This is a genomic window from Niastella koreensis GR20-10 (genome assembly GCF_000246855.1).
GTDB classification, from domain to species: Bacteria; Bacteroidota; Bacteroidia; order Chitinophagales; family Chitinophagaceae; genus Niastella; species Niastella koreensis.
Map to the genome: position 1 here is coordinate 3,104,079 of NC_016609.1, position 16,330 is coordinate 3,120,408.

A 16,330-nucleotide genomic window follows, 5' to 3' on the forward strand; every position below is an offset into this window, starting at 1 on the left:
TATTTTGCGCTCTTGCCATAAAACCGTATCTTAATCCCGTTTCTGGCTCCGATTAAGGTTCGATTAGTAGGGTTACCGGTCTTTCTTGCAGGCCGGTTTAAAGACAATGACTGATTATGCAGCAGCAAATCCCTACTATACATAAACCCGCTACACTGTCGGGCGCCGCAATTTTAAATGCCTATACGGTTATTGCGATTGCGTATTGCGGCTCTTTTAGCTTTCTTTATTATTTCGTGGCTTCCAATGTTTTTTTGGCTGTATTGCATTTCCTTGCCTTGTTAGGGGTTATAACCAATTACGTGTTGCTGAAACGCAGCAAAGAGTACGATCGAACCGAATTCATCATGACCATTGGCACTGTTGTGGTGATCGGGATGTTTGCTTCGGGTGGTTGGGACGATACCGGTTTTTTATGGCCATTTGCCTTTTTGCCATTTGTTTTTTATTTGACCGAACCGGGCAAAAGCATCTACTGGATCGGGGCGCTGATTATTGGTTGTGGCATTGCAACGGGCCTTCAGTTCGCCGGCATCATCCGGCAGCCATGGTCGGGAATTGCCGTAATGAATTTTTTCGCCTGTTTAACGGTGTTCCTGGCCTGTAATTTTTTCATCAAAAGAAAAGCGCTTAATTATAAAGAAGTGCTGGATTATACCCACCGGTTGCTTCAATCGAGCATCGATCCGTTCTTTACCATTGACGAGCACGGCAGGATCAAAGATGTTAACCTGGCCTGCGAAAAAATAACCGGTATTGCTGCCGATGAGTTAAAAGGGTCCAGCTTTGCTGTTCATTTTAATAGTCCTGTGTTGGCAGAGATCTTCTGCCGGCTAGCTTTAACCGATGGTAAAGTGGTTAATTACCGGTTGGTGATTACTCCCGAAAATGAGGAACCGGTAGAGTTGTTATTCAATGCTGCGTTGTACCGCGATGAAAAAGGCAGGTTCCGGAATATTTTTGCGGTTGGCCGTGATATTACGGAGGGCCGTAAACTGGAAAAACAATTACGGGAATTTAATGAAGAACTGGAAGCGCAGGTAAAAATGCAAACAAAGCAACTGGCGCAAAAGGCGGCCGAACAGGAACAGTTCTCTTATTTCGCTTCCCATGATCTGCAGGAACCGCTTAATACCACCGCTGGTTTTGTAAGACTGCTGCAACAAAAATATAAAGACCGGTCCGATCCTGAATCGGAAAAGTATTTTAACTACATCATGCAATCTACCGAGCGCATGAAAGCGCTTATCCGGGAGTTGTTGGAACAACATACCGGCGGTGACTCGCCTCCACGCTGAGTACAGCGATGATAGGTGGACGTTTGTTGTGAATGACTACCTGAAACGAATATTTAACGTTTTTGGGTAGTGCATGAGTAATGCAATTGTTGTAACATTGTGATATAAACCAGTAAGATCAGAAGGCCGGGGGAGAATCAGCAATTGTTAAACATTATTTCGTTCTCAAACCCCTAACAATGAAAAGGTACATTTGCATTCTCGTAGCCAGCACATTTTTAGTTTCCACAGTAAAAGCCCAGATTTCGTATGGTGTAAAAGCGGGCGGTAATATAACGGCAATGCTTGGTACGTATACCTATACCAGTGATAAAGTCGGCTTTAATGCCGGCGTTTTCGGTGCTCTTCCGTTAAATAAATCATTCAGTTTACAGGCAGAATTATATTACTCCGCCCAGGGTGAAAAGCAATGGTATTATACCAGTAATAGCTGGGACCCTGTTTCAGGATCTTTTACTGACGGCCACTATATAAAAATCCCTAACCGGATGAGTTATCTCAATCTTCCTGTATTGGTTAAATTTAAAACAACCTGTGGCTGTTTTATTGAAGCCGGTTTACAGGCAGGTTGGCTTATTAGTGCTCATTCAAAAACTCCGGATGGAAAGGTTGATGAGAAAGACTTATATAGGTCATTCGATTTTTCGGGAACAGCAGGTTTGGGCTACCAGTTTCCCTTTGGCCTGGGCGTAGACCTGCGTTATAACCGCAGCCTGATGAGTGTATTAAAATCGAATGCGTATTCAACCTATAACAGCGTAGCCCAGCTCGGTTTGTTTTATGTATTGAGTAAGCATTAAACGAATATTTTAACTAACCGTACTTAATAAAGGCCTTGAATTGTACAGGGCTTTTATTATCTTTCTGCAAAAAATGTTTTTTGTTGTAAGGCTATCCTTCGTGGTTATTATGGCAATGCCTGTTATGGTGCTGGCCCAACAAAAATTCTCCCCTAAGGATGAATCACTAAAGCTGTTTAACAAATACAAACCTGTTATTGAAAAAAGGCATGAGGCTATTGTTGATCCTTCCGGTCCTGTCTCAGGCGATATAAATGGGGATGGTAAGGAGGATTGCATTATCTCTTTTATTATGTACCCGCAGGATGGAGGAAATCTCCATATTGGGTCCGGATCAGCCATCTATTTAAATACAGGAACCGGAATGAAGGTGGTGGGCGCCTTTCCGGAATTTAAATTTTGTTATTACCTGGACCATATTCGCGATCAGATAATTTTTGGAAAGGAGTATGAATGCGCCCCTCCGTATAACAAGTTTATACAGACCAGAAAGTTTAAATATGTGAATGGAAAGATAATGGAGATCCACTAAGGCCGGGAGCTTACCACACCTTATAGATCTCTCTCGATCCGGTCAGATACATGTCGGTATAGTTGGCCATTTTCTCCTTCATTTTTTTCATCTTTTCTTCATCCTTCATATAGTCTTCCCAGCTTTTTTCATAAGCGGAAAGGTCGTTGTACTGGCTTACCATTATTACCCGGTTAAACTGACCCGTCATATCAGTGAGGATATTGACAAACTCCTTATTATCGGCCATCACTTCTTTGAACAGTTTCGCCAGTTTGGACGCATTGCCGGGTTTGCAAATAAAAATGTCGTGTACAATAATCATGGTGTTTTATTTTAATATAAAAGGTAGGCTCTTTTTACCAGAGCACCATAACCGGGATGTTTTAAATCCATAATTGAAGTGATGAATCCTGATAAAAAAGGGATAGGGTATCTTCTTCTCCGCGCGTCTTATAATAAAGCCCTTAATTTAGGGCACATCAATCCGAAAAATTGGAAAACAGCGATCTCCTGGTAATAGAACAGATCAGGGCTGGTGATGAAACCGCCTTTGACGCTTTGTTTACCGCCTGGTATGGTAAACTGCAGGCCTATGCCTTTTCTGTATTGCAAAACGAAGCCCAGGCCGAAGAAGTGGTGCAAACCGTTTTTTGCCGTATTTGGGAAAAACGTCGGCAATGGGAAGTAACCACCAGTCTGAAGGCCTACCTGTATGGCAGTGTGTACCATCGATGCATAGATGGTTTGCGGCGGCATAAACATGCGCAAAAGTACCAGCGGTATGTGTTGCAGAAAAGAGAAGGAACAGGCAGTTTATGAAGTTGTAGGATGGTCAGTGGTGAGTGGGTTCCTAGTTGCTCAGACGTCTAAACAATCGCGAGCTAACTCACTACAGACTACTCACTACTGACTTAAGGATTCATCCTGGCAAACATTTCCGCAATGCCCTCGTTATTCGCATTCACCCTTCCTTCGCTGAAACCAAATGACAATTCATTTTTTCCTTCTTTCATTTGTTGAAATATAGATTCAATGAATTCGCTTACCGCTGGATGTCCGTCGTGAATGCCTTTGCCGCCCAGATCGGTATTCAGGGCCGGTGGAATGATCTCTATTACTTCAACATTGGTGTCTTTTAACTGGTGCCGGAGCGATAAGGTGAACGAACGCATAAATGCTTTGGTGGCACTATAAACCGGCACTTTTGACAATGGAACAAACGCCAACCCTGAGGTAACATTCATGACCGTAGTCAGTGATTTCAGTTTCAAAAAGAGTTTGGTAAGGTGAATGGGCGCTGTGATGTTGATGTCAATTTCGCTTTGGGTGCGGTCGTAAAAATCGTCGTTCGTTATATTCATCCAGTTTTGGATACCTGCATTGTTAACCAACACATTCAGATCGGGATGGTTGGCTGCCACCCAGTTGAACAAATTAATGCGGTCGGCCTCGATGGCCAGGTCGCATACCTGGGTTATAACGCCGGGAAATTTATCGGCCACTTCCTGTAAGGCCGTTTCCCTTCTGCCGCAAACAATGACCGTGTTGCCTTCTTTTACAAATCTTTCCGTTAGTCCCAGGCCTATGCCGCTTCCCCCGCCGGTGATCAAAATTTTGTTGTTCGTTAGTTTCATTGTTGTAAAGTTTGGGCAGTAAAATTACCTATAATGAGCGGTTGGCCAACTATTTAAAATGGGAGTGGCTAATAATTTCTACAATTCCTGTTAACAAAGGATGGCACCTTAATTGTGCGCTTACCTTATTTATCATTTGAATATCATTTATATGAAAAATACAAGCGCCTGGGAAGAAAAGGCAAAATTATTGCGCAAATGGTGTCTGGTGTCAACAACTGCTGCAGGATCGGGACACCCAACCTCTTGTTTATCGGCTGCGGATATCGCCACGGTGTTATTTGATAAATATTTTACTTACGATGTTACAAACCCGTTGAACATTTACAACGACCGGTTTGTATTGTCCAAGGGGCACGCTGCTCCCCTGCTGTATGCCCTGTTTGGCATGAGCAACGCTTATGATCTCAACGAATTAAAAACATTACGAAAACTTAACAGCAGGTTTGAAGGCCACCCGGTGCCTAAATACAAATATGCCGAAGCTGCAACGGGTTCGTTAGGACAGGGACTTTCCGTTGGGGCCGGTTTGGCCATTGCAGCCAAAAGAGAAAACCTGCCTTTTACCACGTATGTGTTGTGCGGTGATGGAGAACTGGCGGAAGGCCAGGTATGGGAGGCTGCCAATTTTGCATCGTATCACAAATTGAATAACCTGGTGGTTATTTTAGATATCAACCGCCTGGCACAAAGCGGCGAAACCATGTTTGGTCATCACATGAATGAATACGAACAGCGGTTCCGGGCTTTTAATTTCCGGGTATTTAATATCGATGGTCATAATTTCGATCAGATAGACCAGGCCCTGGAACAGGCTCATAGCCATGCAGGCCTGCAACCGGTGGCCATTATTGCCAGAACCGAAAAAGGCAAAGGCGTTTCTTTTATTGAAAATAAAGAAGGCTGGCATGGTAAGGCGTTAAAAGAAGACGAGCTGAAAAAAGCGCTGGATGAATTGGGACCCATCAACGACAACGCCCGGTTTGAATTGCGGAAACCAGCCACTACCACGGTCCCTTCTGCCGAAGTAAAAATAAATACCGACATTAAAATGGATTTTGATAACGCCAAATCCTATGCGACCCGCGAAGTATTTGGCGAAGTGTTGGCGCAGATCACCCAGCATACACCTAACATGTATGTGCTGGATGCCGATGTAAAGAATTCCACTTTTACCGAAGACGCATTGAAGGTAACGCCTGAGCGTTTTGTAGAATGTTTTATTGCAGAACAGAACATGGTATCCGTAGGCGCGGGGTTATCAAGAATTGGGAAGATCCCGGTAGTTGCCACTTTTGGCGCTTTCTTTATGCGTGCTGCCGACCAGATCAGGATGGCCCGTATTTCTGAAGCCAATATAAAATTGGTGGGATCGCACGTAGGCGTTTCTATCGGGGAAGACGGCCCTTCGCAAATGGCGTTGGAAGATATTGCTTTCTTTGGCGCCCTGCCCGATGTGGTAGTGCTGCAGCCATGCGAAGCTGTTTCAACGGCCAGCCTGGTACCTCAAATGGTAAAACACAACGGTATGGTGTATATGCGCACGCTGCGACCGAAAACAAAACTGTTATATAAACCTGGCGAAGAATTTAAGATCGGCGGTTCTAAAATAGTCCGGAAGTCAGATGATGATATGCTTACCGTTGCCGCTACCGGTATTACGGTGTACGAAGCACTGCAGGCTGCTGACATGTTGAAGCAGGAAGACATCAACATCCGCGTAGTGGATTGTTATTCGATCAGTCCGATTGACAGGGAAACCTTGCAGGATTGCCTCCACACCACGCATTACAAATGCATTATTTCGGTGGAAGATCATTTTTCGCATGGCGGTTTGGGTGATTTTATTTCCGCAGCCGTTAGCGCCGAAGGGGTGTATGTAGAAAAGATGGCAGTGACACACATCTCCCAATCGGGTAAACAGGAAGAATTATTGAAAGACGCAGGCATCGATGCAGCTAGTATTGCCGCGAAAGTAAAGGAATTGGTGCGGTCAATGGAACAGGTGCATAGCCATGCTTAGTGAGTAGTGAGTGGGTTCCCGAATGTTATGAAGCCCGAATAATCGCGAACCATCGACAGCAAGTGGAAGTTCACCACAAAAACAGTAAAAAAATAAAGGCATATTGCTTACTTTTGAAAGCAATATGACCGCCGCATTTGAAACCTATTTACGCAGCCACACCAGCCTGACCGATGCTGAAATTGAACAGATCGTTTCGGCAGCAATACCTGTTTCATTACAACGGAATGAAACGCTGTTGCAACAGGGCCAGGTATGCCGGCATAAAACGGTTATCGTAAAAGGGTTGCTGCGCATATATGGTACAGCAGCAGATGGCAGCGAGCACATTTTGCACTTCGCCCTTGAAAACGGATGGGCGGTAGATGCTGAAAGCTATCACCAGCAAACACCTTCCCAATTCACCATAGCCGCTGTTGAACATAGCGAATTGCTGCTATGGACCAAACCCGATTTTGATCGCCTGTTAAAAGATATTCCGGAACTGAATGTATTGTCGGAACAGTTGGTGATCCGCAGTAATTTCAGCAATCGCAAACGGCTTTTTGCCTCATTGAGTGCCACACCTGAAGAGAAATACGAAGATTTTGTAAAAACCAATCCCGATCTGCTGGCCCGTCTTCCCTTACACATGATAGCCGCTTATTTAGGCATTTCACTGAAAACACTTACCCGCATCCGCCACGCACAGGTACGCCGTTAATTTAAATTATGGTCAAATGACCACGTTTTCGCGGATTGGTTGGCTGAATTTTGTACCATAAAATCAAGTCAATTAATTATGCGAGTATTTGTTACAGGAGCTTCCGGTTTTGTAGGCTCCGCCGTTGTTAAAGAACTCCTGCAGGCCGGTCACCAGGTGTTGGGGATGGTGCGGAGCGACAGTGGCGCTGAAGCGGTAAAACAGGCAGGCGCAGAACCTTTTCGCGGCGATATCTATGACCTGGACAGTCTGAAAAAAGGCGCATCACAATGCGATGCAGTTATTCATACTGCCTTCAACCACGATTTTACCAAATTTAAAGACAATTGCGAAACCGACCGCCAGGTGATCATGGCATTGGGCGCTGCATTAGCCGGCACCAATAAACCATTGGTGGTAACCTCCGGCGTGGGGTTGTTAAACTATGGCCGCGAGGTAAATGAAAACGACAAGGCGCCTGGTTCAGATGTGATCCCCAGAGCGGCTTCTGAAGAAGCAGCTTATGCTGTTGCGGAGCAGGGTGTAAATTCTTACATTGTTCGTCTCCCACCCTCTGTACATGCAGCCGGAGATCATGGGTTTGTACCTGTTCTTATTGGCATTGCCAAAGAAAAGGGCGCCGCTGCTTATATTGGCGAAGGCAATAATCAATGGCCTGCCGTTCACCGGTTAGATGCTGCTGTTTTATACCGGTTGATCATTGAAAAGCAGCCTGCCCAAAAAGTATATCATGCTGTTGGTGAGCAAGGTATTCCCTTTAAACAAATTACCGCTGCAATTGGTAAAGCATTACAGGTGCCGGTGGTGAGTAAAGAGGGTGCAGATGCCGAAGCCCATTTCGGTTGGTTTAAATATTTTGCATCAATTGGTTGTCCGGCTTCGAGTGAACAAACCCAGGCTACATTAGGTTGGAAACCGGTTCATCCCGGATTGATTGAGGAGTTGGTGCCGGGAATTTATTTTTAGTCAGTAGTGAGTAGTCAGTAGTGAGTGAGCTCGCCATTATTCAGACCTTCGATTAATCGGGAACCCACTCACTACTCACTTCTTCACATAAATAAACCCCTTCCTCCCCGACTGAAACTTGGTTTCAATTATTTTATAATCAGCTACTTGGTTTTTATCTCCCCTTTTAGTCTTCTTCCAAATGTCTCTATTTGAACTTGTTCCAGCTGTAAGGTGCCGTACGAGAATAAATAAGGCATATACTGTTATAAATTGGTGATAAAGGTAATTTCTCATGAGAAAAGACGCATCCTTGTAAAGAAATGACTCATTCTTTTAAAGAAAAGGAAATTTCCCATGAGAAATCTTTAAAAACTCAACAATTTACCCTGCTCCGGGAAAACCAGCTTTACATGTAGCGGATTGTTTGCCTTTAATTGCACATGGATCATTTGTTCGCGATTACCGCCGGGTTTAATGTGCGTAATAACTACCGGGAAATTATTTAATGCATCGGCGCCGGAAAGTGCTGCCAGGTCTTGTAATTCGCTCATTAACCAATGTGGGGTAAGATGACCGAACAATTGTTTATCCGATTGTTCATTGGCGAAAGACACTTCAATAAACAACGCTTTTAATTTTTTAGCTTTTAACAAGGGCGCTACCTGTTGCCAGAGCTGGTGCATTTTATCGGAATGTTCTACTGAATCGGCGCCGGTATCACCCAGGTACAATATGTACGATTCATTATGCCGAACCAGGAACGCGGTGCTTTGATAGGGCGCGGAATGGCTGAGTGAAAAAGCCGTTACCTGCATCTCGGTATTTTGCAGCGGCGTTTCGCTGCCGGGGGTAAGTGTGGTATAATGATATTTACCCAATGCCGGTTTCTCGCCTTCATTGGCAAAGTTGGCCCAACTCTTCCAGGAAAAGTATTTATCCTTCAGTACTTCCAAACAATAATCAAGCCCGTAGATGGCCTTGGTGCTGTCATCGGGTGAGTTGATGATCAAACCTGCCAGGTGATCGAGGTGTGCATGTGAGATCAGGTAGCCTTTTATATCTTTCTTCAACACCTCCGCCGAAGTACCTTTTAACAATTTCGCCTGAATGGCTTTTTCAATCCCATAATGTATAGTACCTGCATCCAGGCAAACCCAGGCATCGCTGCCGGTTGGCGCTATCATGTAGGCCGATAAATTACTTTCGTCAATTCCGCCTTTTACGCCAAGCGGAATAATCTTAAAGGATGATTGAGAGAATGAATGATTGCAAAAAAGTAAACAGGCAAATGCAAGGGTAACAAAAACTGGCTTCATGGGGTAAAGCTAACAATAAATCATAATCACTCCATTACCGGCAACTGAATATGTGAAGGGGCATTGGCCGAATACAGGTCCTTTTGTTTGGCCTGCCGGGGTGGCCAGCTGTCGTAGCTTTTCCAGGGATTACTACCGGTTTGAAACGTGATGGCTTCGGCAAAATTTCCATCGCCTTTTCCTTTCAGGTAGAAGGCATATCCTAAAATAAAAATTATTACGCAGTCAGTCAAACGAATTTTGCCTGCTTATTACACACTGCTTTAAAGATTCAATCTTCCTTTCATATCATCATTGCCGGGCTTGTTGTTCTGGATGGCGGTTTTGCCAAACTTGTAGGTCAATGCAATTACAAACTGACGGCTGTCAGTGTAATGGTCACCCCATAGTTGAATATTACCATTATTGGAACGGAAAGTATAACCCATGGATGAATTGTTGCCGCCGCAGGATTTTATGCGGGTACATAAATCCTACACGGTTGCATTGGCTGCCATCGATTCGGTGTATGGCAATACGTTAGAAATTGGAAAAGTGCAGGTGCCGATTGGCTCTAATTATAAGGCTGATTTTATGAGCAGGATTGCGCGGTGCTGCCGGGCCGGGGCATTTCATATTTACCGTCGGCAAAATCATAGGGAGCGATCTCTATAGTATGTATTAGTTGCATTAATTGTTTTTCTGTTTTATAAAGACTGTAGGCCTATCCGTATCCCAACCAAAATCATAAGGATCTGTTGACGTTAATCTGTTTTTATCTTTTATCAACTTAAAAGTGTGAGAGTCAAAGTCCCATTTGGAACCTGGGCCGAAAAGCCAGTTTTCCGGTGTGTTCAGGTAGATCTTAATGAGCGTCGCGTTGCCGGTATTGATCTGGGTCTTTAGTTTTAGCATTTTCTGTAATGACCCCAGCACGATCGTGCTGTTGGTTTCCTTAATACAGGTTCGTTTTGTATTGGCACTATCAAGGGGCATGTTGATGCGGTGGTTGTTTTTCAGGTGCTGGATAACTGTTACCTGCCAGGTAATATTATTTCCTTTTTTGTCGAAAATACTAACGGTTAATAAGCTGTCATTTGTTGCGAACGTGTCTATTTTTGAAATTGGGTTGAATGTGGTGGAGTTGACGGGTGTACATGTAAGGGTGTTTTGTTTTTGAGTCCATTTCCCAAAGGAAAAATAAGAGGAGGATTCACCACCATGTTCCAGGCACCAGGTACTGTCCTTGTATAAAACAATCCTTCCGTTTCGTAAGCTGCCCCCCGTTTTATACAACTCGTAGTCCGGCTTTTGTGAAAAGATAGTTTGGGATAGCGCCAAAAGCAATATAGTAATGATCGTTCTCATATTTAAGGTTTGGGGTTAAGATCCCGATATCCATTCTAACTCAATATACTTCCTACAATTGAGATTTTTATCCTGGAAGTTGTCTAATAAAATTGCTGCACCTCCCTTTTATAACGTTCTAGAATATCTCACCCAAATTTACAAAGAACCCGCGGGAGCCGTTTTTACCAAAGCCATAATCGATGCACAAATTGGCGCCGGAATGTTTGTTAAGCTTTAAGCGCAGACCGAGCCCGTAGCCGGGAAAGATGGTGTTATAAGCCGCAGAAATATCTTGTGAAAAATGTTGCAGGTTGATGAATGCCACGCCGCCCAATAAACCATTGTTGGTGATGCCAAAGCGGTATTCGGTTTCAAAATACGTCATGTTATTACCTCTGAACCGGCCCTGAATGTAACCGCGGCCGGTGTTGTAGTTATCATCCCAGCCCGTGCTGGGCATCAATAAATAAGGCGACGTACCGCCTGCTACAAACCATTGCATGAACCAGAACGCTAATACATTCTTCGAACTTTTGGGGAATTGAATATACTTTCTGGCATCTATTAATACCGAGTGCCAGGTGCTGTCGCTGCCGAATGCTTTAGGACTGTAGCGGTAAGCTACGTTGAAATACAGGCCCTGTTGCGGATTGATCTGGTTAAGCCGGTTATCATATAAAAAACGAAACACCACCCCTGAAGCGGTTTCTGTGGTACCTAATTTTTTTGTCAGTTGATCCTTTAGATCCAATGATAAAGAATCGGTTGCCCGGATGTCCCAGAGTTTATCAAAGTAATAGCCCAGTCCAACATAGAAGTTATGCGACAGTGCTTTCATCACCGTCTGGTGTACTTTTATGCCGGTGAAATCGATGGTATATCCCTGGTTGGGATCTGTTTCTCCCCCCAAACCATAGATAACGGAGGGGTATTGCAGAAACCTGAAATCGGTAATGATGTTATAGCGGTTGCCTTTTGTCCAGCTGTTTATCTGAAAGGGAATGAGTATTTGCCTGTACTGCGAATACGTAATGTTGGTATTTACGCTGGAAATTTTGGTGTCTTCAGCGGTGTCGGTATACCAGGCCATATTGCCGCTTAAAATACCGGCGAACCCGGTTTGCAGGGTATAACCTACTGCAGGCACAATGGAGAAATGTTTGCGGGTATCTTTTTTCAAACCCGCATCAACCTGTAATGGTGCGTGCCGGTAAAACCAATGATGTATCACATCGCCCATATCTTTTTCAGGGGCTATGGCTGCTGGAATGCTATCGGAAGGATTTTTGGGGGGTAATTTATCTTGTTCAGGAACCTGAGCGTAATTTTTTAGAACCAACACTATCACCAGAATCATTAAAATCAGCTTACGTATCAAAAGTCGGTAATTTAGGTAATGACGTACGGTTTAAACCCGTAATATTATAACAAAACCATATAATTGTTGTGCCCGGCTAAACATTTTAACCGCATCTTAACCACAACAGACGTTATTTTAAAGATTATCATGCGTTTGTAGACGAATTGCTACAAAATAAATGGGGGCGGCAGTATGCCACCGTAACTCCTCTGGGCTTTGCTTGTGCTATTATGTGTATGGAGGACAATAATAAATTACGGGTGGTTGGTCGATTCATTTTTTTAATAATAAAAGCTTTTTACCAGGCTCGGTTAGATATTTTTCCAGTTGTTTGATCTTACATACAACATCCAGATCTGTGTCATAAGGCCGGGCGACATGCGGAAAACAATATTCTTTATAAAAGACAATTTCATAAGCCGCGATCGAGATGTTGTTTTCATCTGCTTTCTCATTACACTCCTTATAGGTGTCTTTTATTAAGGTACTGTCTTCAGACTTTGAATATTCCTCACTGATGAACTGGTTGATCCTGCTGTTTCGCTCGTTCGACAGGAATTTCCGGAGATAGTTTAATCCGGCCGTTGTAAAAAGATCTTTTGCTGCGATCAGGTTTCCGGTATGCAGGTTGAAATTGTAATATTCTTTATAGTGTTCCGGATGGGCGCCCATGCTCTCTATGTCAAATGACAGGGACAGTATCTGCGCGTTGTTTACTGCTACTTTATAGTTAAGCCCGGTGTAGCCTGCCTGTTGATTGCTGTCTGTATTTATATATTTAGAATTTTCAAAAATCTTAGTGGGACTGGTCTCCATTTTTTCATTGCTCAATATGTTGCTTTGCAGATACCTGTTTATGTTATTGGCTATGGTTGTATTTTTTGCATGGATAAGCGGAAATGAGTGATCGTTCTTATCCGTAAGCGTAGAGATCTGAACCTGGGCTTTGGCCGGATAAGAGGTTAGTATAAACAGGGTAAGGCATACGTTTATATTCATAATGGTGAGTTTAAACCAACGGGCTTTTGTTTACATTCGAAGTAAACTTATTAAAAAATCAGGTATTATGTTACAAAACCGGGTAAATCCATTGGGTGAAATTATCCGCACGGCTGCCAGGGGCGCCTGGATGGGCAACCGGGGCCTGCTGCATAATGACAGGAAGGAAATCGTTCGGCCATTCCGGTTACTGGCCTGGATTACCTGTGTGCTTTCATTTAAAGACAGGAAGCGAACGGTAATGTCACCGGGCTTATATACCGAACTGTTTTTTATGGATGAAGCCACTGCTTTTGCGGCGGGCCATCGCCCCTGTTATGAATGCCGGAGGGAAGATTATAAACGATTTAAAGAATACTGGCTAAAAGGGAATTCCGCCTACCATTTCAATGATAAAACCAGCATCAATGAAATTGATGCGATCCTTCACAAGGAGCGCATGGGAACAGGTAATTCCAAAGTAACATTCGCCGCGGACATCAGCGAATTGCCCGATGGAACGTTTGTGTGGTTCGACGAAAGGCCTTTTTTAATAAAGGGTGATTGGTTGTACCAATGGTCACCGGCCGGTTATGGTACCGGTATTGCGAAACCTGGTAAAATGGAGGTGGTTGTGCTTACGCCTGCTTCAACAGTAAATGCATTTAAGGCTGGTTATCTTCCGCAAACGGGGGTGTGATATGGGTATAAAAATCCTGCTTTCGGAGATGTGATAAATCCTTTCCCCGAAATGGATCGATCATCGGTGTTAAAAATAATGTCTCAATTGGGTCTAAAAGAAGCGCGTTGTTATCCGTATATGTCCTGGCTCAGCATTCATTTATCAAAAGAGGTAAACCGAAGGGTAACGGCCGTGTTTGAATTTTTGGCCCAATGTTTTCGGAAGGGAGGATTATTTATAGAACACGACTAATGAAATGATCCAAATGGTTGCAATGATCATGAGGGCCTGATAATAACTCCAGCCTTCGCTAAGGCCGTTTTCCTTATCATAATTAGCCAAACTGATAAAGGCCCCGATTACAGGGATCCAATAAACTGATTTGTTAGCCATAAAGAACTGATTATTGTTCCATCAATTTAAGTATTTTATTGGAGATTATCAACTTGTCTGCTGTTGATTTGGTTAACGCCAATGCTTTATTAAAATGCTCAATGGCTTTTGTGTTGTTGATACCTGTATACAATTCACCCAACAGGGAGTGGTATAAATGGTGCCCGGTCAGGTTTATCTTTTCCGCTTCAATAATGGCTTCTTTTTTTCCGCGGGCTTTGGCCAGGGCATAGGTTCTGTTTAAGGCTGCAATGGGTGAATACTCAATGAGCAACAGATGATTATACATAAATAAAATACTTTCCCATTTGTTTTCCGAATCGGCTTTAATTGTGTGCCAGTAAGCAATGCCGGCCTCCAGGTGATACTTTGAAAGGGTGTTTCCTTCTGATGCCTGGTTCAGGAAGTACTCCCCTTTTTCAATCAGTTCCTGGTTCCAAAGGGTGGTATCCTGGTCCTGGTACAGCACTATTCCGCCATGCTGGTTCAGTCTTGAATCAAATCTTGATGAATGAAAACACATCAGGGATAGCAGGGCATTGACTGCCGGCTGGTTCAGGTGCTCGTTCTCAATAAGCATATAAGTCAGGCGCATGGCCTCCAGGCAAAGGTCCTGGCGAAGGGTAATGTCCTGGCTGGAGGAATAATAGCCTTCGTTAAAAAGCAGGTATAAGACGGTTAAAACGGCTGGTAAGCGGTCGTTTATTTCTGATGAGGTTGGTTGTTCTATTTTTATTTTCTCGGTTCTTAACTTTTCTTTCGCCCGTTGCAGGCGTTTATAAATAGCCGTTTTATTGGTGAGAAAGGCGTTCGCAATTTCATCAACGCCAAAACCGCAAAGCAGGTTTAGTGCCAGGCCTATTTGCGCTTCGGCAGCATTGCAGGGATGGCAAACCACAAACATCATTGCCAGCTGGCTGTCGTTTATATTTTTAACTGACAGGTCAATTTCTATTTCTTCTGAAGTGGTAGCGGTATATTTTATTTCTTTTGAGATATTCTGAGCAAACAAGGTGTTGCGCTTCAGGTAATCTTTTGTTTTGTTTTTGGCAACGGTATACAACCAGGCCGTAGGGTTTTCGGGAAGCCCTTTCAACCCCCATAATTCCGATGCTAAAAGAAAAGTGTCGCTTACGATGTCTTCCGCAATTTCAATATGGTCAATGCCAAATAATTTACTGAGTACAGAAACTATCTTCCTGTACTCGGTCCTGAATAAATGCGGTATTAATTCGGCTTGTTGCATAAAAGTGTGAAGATGACCTGTCGGGTGCGCGCAAACCCTTTGATAATTCAAGCTCAAATGGCGCACCTGACAGGTCATCTTTGCGTTTTCAAAATTACGCTATAATACACTAATCTCTCTTATCTCAACATTGCCACCTGCCGCCAGGATGGGGCAGCCTTTTGCCAGTTCTGTTGCCTCTTCTTCCGTATTGGCTTTTACAATGCTATACCCTACAATAGATTCTTTTATTTCGGTGTAAGGACCGTCGGTAATCACATTGCCGGGGTTCAATACCTTACCGGTTTGCACCAGTCTGTTGCCGCGGTCGGTTAATTTGTTTTGAGCAGCAATGCCGCCTATCCAATCCATCCAGCGTTTGGTGCTGGCTTGCATTTCTTCGGGTGAACGTTTGGGCATGGCTGCGATATCGGTTCTGAATATTAAAAGAAAATCTTTCATTTTATTTAGCATTTAAATTTTTTTGAAAAATAGCATCGGACGGTAAACGAATTTACTGTACGCTCGTGTAATGGATAATGTGAACGCCGTTTTTTAACTGCCGGCTGTCCTCATATTTTAGCAGGCGCATGGCATCCAGGGTCAGCTTGTCGAAAAGCCTGCTATCACCGTTACCCGCAATCAGGGGCTGAAAGCAAAAGTAATAATCGTCGACCAGGTTCATGTCTGTTAATGACGCTACCAGGCCCAGGCTGCCGATTGTGAGTAATCCTTTCTGAGCTTTTTGTTTATACCTGTTGATCTTTTCGGCATCCACTTTAGGTTCAATGGTTGAATTGTTCCAGGTGGCCGATTTCAGGGTTGATGAATAAGCAGCTTTGTGTTTGTTGTGCAGTGCAGCGGCCATTTTTATCTGGTGGTCCGGGCTGTTTTCATCTTCCAGCCTGGCCGGCCAGATGTCCTGGAACATCGTGAACGTATTGCCGCCAAAGGCTACCGTTTCGGTTTCTGCCAGCAGCTCGTGTACAAATTCATAAAACTCTGCATCGGTGGTGGCGTATTTGCCGTCGGTAAACCCATCGGGGGTGATGTTGACCATGCATATTACTCGTCCCATTTGTTGAAATTTTGGTGTTTAAAAACTAATGACGATCGGCTTTCGGGGA

General features: G+C 43.9%; 20 protein-coding genes and 1 pseudogene. 9 read left to right on the forward strand and 12 right to left on the reverse strand.

The genetic code is table 11. The features are described from left to right. Positions 1-116: 116 nt before the first annotated feature. The 3 genes from NIAKO_RS12295 (at position 117) to NIAKO_RS12305 (ending at position 2,630) form a co-directional block, all read left to right on the forward strand. Complete coding sequence (locus tag NIAKO_RS12295) at positions 117-1,298, forward strand: PAS domain-containing protein (RefSeq protein WP_014218747.1); 1,182 nt, start codon at positions 117-119, stop codon at positions 1,296-1,298. A 179-nt stretch (positions 1,299-1,477) separates the two neighbouring features. Next, a complete protein-coding gene (locus NIAKO_RS12300; RefSeq protein WP_014218748.1) occupies positions 1,478-2,098 on the forward strand; it encodes a porin family protein in 621 nt (206 codons plus the stop codon). A 109-nt stretch (positions 2,099-2,207) separates the two neighbouring features. Continuing rightward, positions 2,208-2,630, forward strand: a complete 423-nt coding sequence (locus NIAKO_RS12305) for a hypothetical protein (protein ID WP_133055350.1) — start codon at positions 2,208-2,210, stop codon at positions 2,628-2,630. A gap of 10 nt (positions 2,631-2,640) precedes the next feature. Here the strand turns inward: NIAKO_RS12305 and NIAKO_RS12310 are convergent, their stop codons facing one another. Continuing rightward, complete coding sequence (locus NIAKO_RS12310) at positions 2,641-2,934, reverse strand: hypothetical protein (RefSeq protein WP_014218750.1); 294 nt, start codon at positions 2,932-2,934, stop codon at positions 2,641-2,643. Between the two features lie 170 nt (positions 2,935-3,104). On the opposite strand from NIAKO_RS12310, the gene NIAKO_RS12315 reads away from it, so the two are divergent. Further along, complete coding sequence (locus tag NIAKO_RS12315) at positions 3,105-3,431, forward strand: RNA polymerase sigma factor (protein ID WP_014218751.1); 327 nt, start codon at positions 3,105-3,107, stop codon at positions 3,429-3,431. Between the two features lie 92 nt (positions 3,432-3,523). Here NIAKO_RS12315 and NIAKO_RS12320 read toward each other — a convergent pair whose 3' ends face one another. Beyond that, on the reverse strand, positions 3,524-4,246 hold the full coding sequence (locus NIAKO_RS12320) for an SDR family oxidoreductase (protein WP_014218752.1): 723 nt from the start codon (positions 4,244-4,246) through the stop codon (positions 3,524-3,526). 151 nt (positions 4,247-4,397) lie between these two features. Here NIAKO_RS12320 and NIAKO_RS12325 point away from each other — a divergent pair, with 151 nt between their 5' ends. The 3 genes from NIAKO_RS12325 (at position 4,398) to NIAKO_RS12335 (ending at position 7,938) form a co-directional block, all read left to right on the forward strand. Then, entirely contained in the window at positions 4,398-6,269 is a 1,872-nt protein-coding gene (locus NIAKO_RS12325) for a transketolase (protein ID WP_041348500.1), read from the forward strand. Positions 6,270-6,372: 103 nt separating this feature from the next. Continuing rightward, the gene (locus tag NIAKO_RS12330; protein ID WP_242675512.1) at positions 6,373-6,972 is read left to right on the forward strand and encodes a Crp/Fnr family transcriptional regulator; all 600 of its coding nucleotides are present in this window, start codon (positions 6,373-6,375) and stop codon (positions 6,970-6,972) included. 78 nt (positions 6,973-7,050) lie between these two features. Next, entirely contained in the window at positions 7,051-7,938 is an 888-nt protein-coding gene (locus NIAKO_RS12335; RefSeq protein WP_014218755.1) for an SDR family oxidoreductase, read from the forward strand. A gap of 347 nt (positions 7,939-8,285) precedes the next feature. On the opposite strand, the gene NIAKO_RS12345 is transcribed toward NIAKO_RS12335, so the two are convergent. The 3 genes from NIAKO_RS12345 to NIAKO_RS38480 are packed head-to-tail and all read right to left on the reverse strand — an operon-like array spanning position 8,286 to position 9,664. Continuing rightward, positions 8,286-9,236, reverse strand: a complete 951-nt coding sequence (locus NIAKO_RS12345) for an MBL fold metallo-hydrolase (RefSeq protein WP_014218757.1) — start codon at positions 9,234-9,236, stop codon at positions 8,286-8,288. Between the two features lie 26 nt (positions 9,237-9,262). Then, positions 9,263-9,469 (reverse strand): hypothetical protein, encoded by a 207-nt coding sequence (locus tag NIAKO_RS12350; protein ID WP_014218758.1) that lies wholly within the window; start codon positions 9,467-9,469, stop codon positions 9,263-9,265. A 30-nt stretch (positions 9,470-9,499) separates the two neighbouring features. Further along, positions 9,500-9,664, reverse strand: a complete 165-nt coding sequence (locus NIAKO_RS38480; protein ID WP_014218759.1) for a hypothetical protein — start codon at positions 9,662-9,664, stop codon at positions 9,500-9,502. Positions 9,665-9,692: 28 nt separating this feature from the next. Between NIAKO_RS38480 and NIAKO_RS39715 the strand changes: the two are divergent. Then, a pseudogene (locus NIAKO_RS39715) lies at positions 9,693-9,758 on the forward strand (hypothetical protein); the annotation flags it as partial. A 147-nt stretch (positions 9,759-9,905) separates the two neighbouring features. Here the strand turns inward: NIAKO_RS39715 and NIAKO_RS12360 are convergent. The 3 genes from NIAKO_RS12360 to NIAKO_RS12370 all read right to left on the reverse strand — a co-directional run bounded on the left by NIAKO_RS12360 (position 9,906) and on the right by NIAKO_RS12370 (position 12,924). Continuing rightward, complete coding sequence (locus NIAKO_RS12360) at positions 9,906-10,583, reverse strand: hypothetical protein (protein ID WP_014218761.1); 678 nt, start codon at positions 10,581-10,583, stop codon at positions 9,906-9,908. A gap of 118 nt (positions 10,584-10,701) precedes the next feature. After that, positions 10,702-11,922: a BamA/TamA family outer membrane protein gene (locus NIAKO_RS12365; protein WP_049815512.1), complete on the reverse strand. Its 1,221-nt coding sequence runs from the start codon at positions 11,920-11,922 to the stop codon at positions 10,702-10,704. A gap of 276 nt (positions 11,923-12,198) precedes the next feature. Beyond that, positions 12,199-12,924, reverse strand: a complete 726-nt coding sequence (locus tag NIAKO_RS12370; protein ID WP_014218763.1) for a hypothetical protein — start codon at positions 12,922-12,924, stop codon at positions 12,199-12,201. Between the two features lie 67 nt (positions 12,925-12,991). Between NIAKO_RS12370 and NIAKO_RS12375 the strand changes: the two genes are divergently transcribed. Next, complete coding sequence (locus NIAKO_RS12375; protein ID WP_014218764.1) at positions 12,992-13,603, forward strand: hypothetical protein; 612 nt, start codon at positions 12,992-12,994, stop codon at positions 13,601-13,603. Positions 13,604-13,816: 213 nt separating this feature from the next. On the opposite strand, the gene NIAKO_RS38485 is transcribed toward NIAKO_RS12375, so the two are convergent. The 4 genes from NIAKO_RS38485 to NIAKO_RS12390 all read right to left on the reverse strand — a co-directional run bounded on the left by NIAKO_RS38485 (position 13,817) and on the right by NIAKO_RS12390 (position 16,281). After that, positions 13,817-13,978 carry a hypothetical protein gene (locus NIAKO_RS38485; RefSeq protein ID WP_014218765.1) on the reverse strand — a complete coding sequence of 54 codons (162 nt, stop codon included), beginning with the start codon at positions 13,976-13,978 and terminating at the stop codon, positions 13,817-13,819. Between the two features lie 10 nt (positions 13,979-13,988). Beyond that, positions 13,989-15,224, reverse strand: a complete 1,236-nt coding sequence (locus NIAKO_RS12380; RefSeq protein WP_041346684.1) for an RNA polymerase sigma factor — start codon at positions 15,222-15,224, stop codon at positions 13,989-13,991. Between the two features lie 99 nt (positions 15,225-15,323). After that, entirely contained in the window at positions 15,324-15,665 is a 342-nt protein-coding gene (locus NIAKO_RS12385; RefSeq protein ID WP_014218767.1) for a YciI family protein, read from the reverse strand. Positions 15,666-15,717: 52 nt separating this feature from the next. Further along, the gene (locus NIAKO_RS12390) at positions 15,718-16,281 is read right to left on the reverse strand and encodes a dihydrofolate reductase family protein (protein WP_014218768.1); all 564 of its coding nucleotides are present in this window, start codon (positions 16,279-16,281) and stop codon (positions 15,718-15,720) included. Between the last annotated feature and the right edge of the window lie 49 nt (positions 16,282-16,330).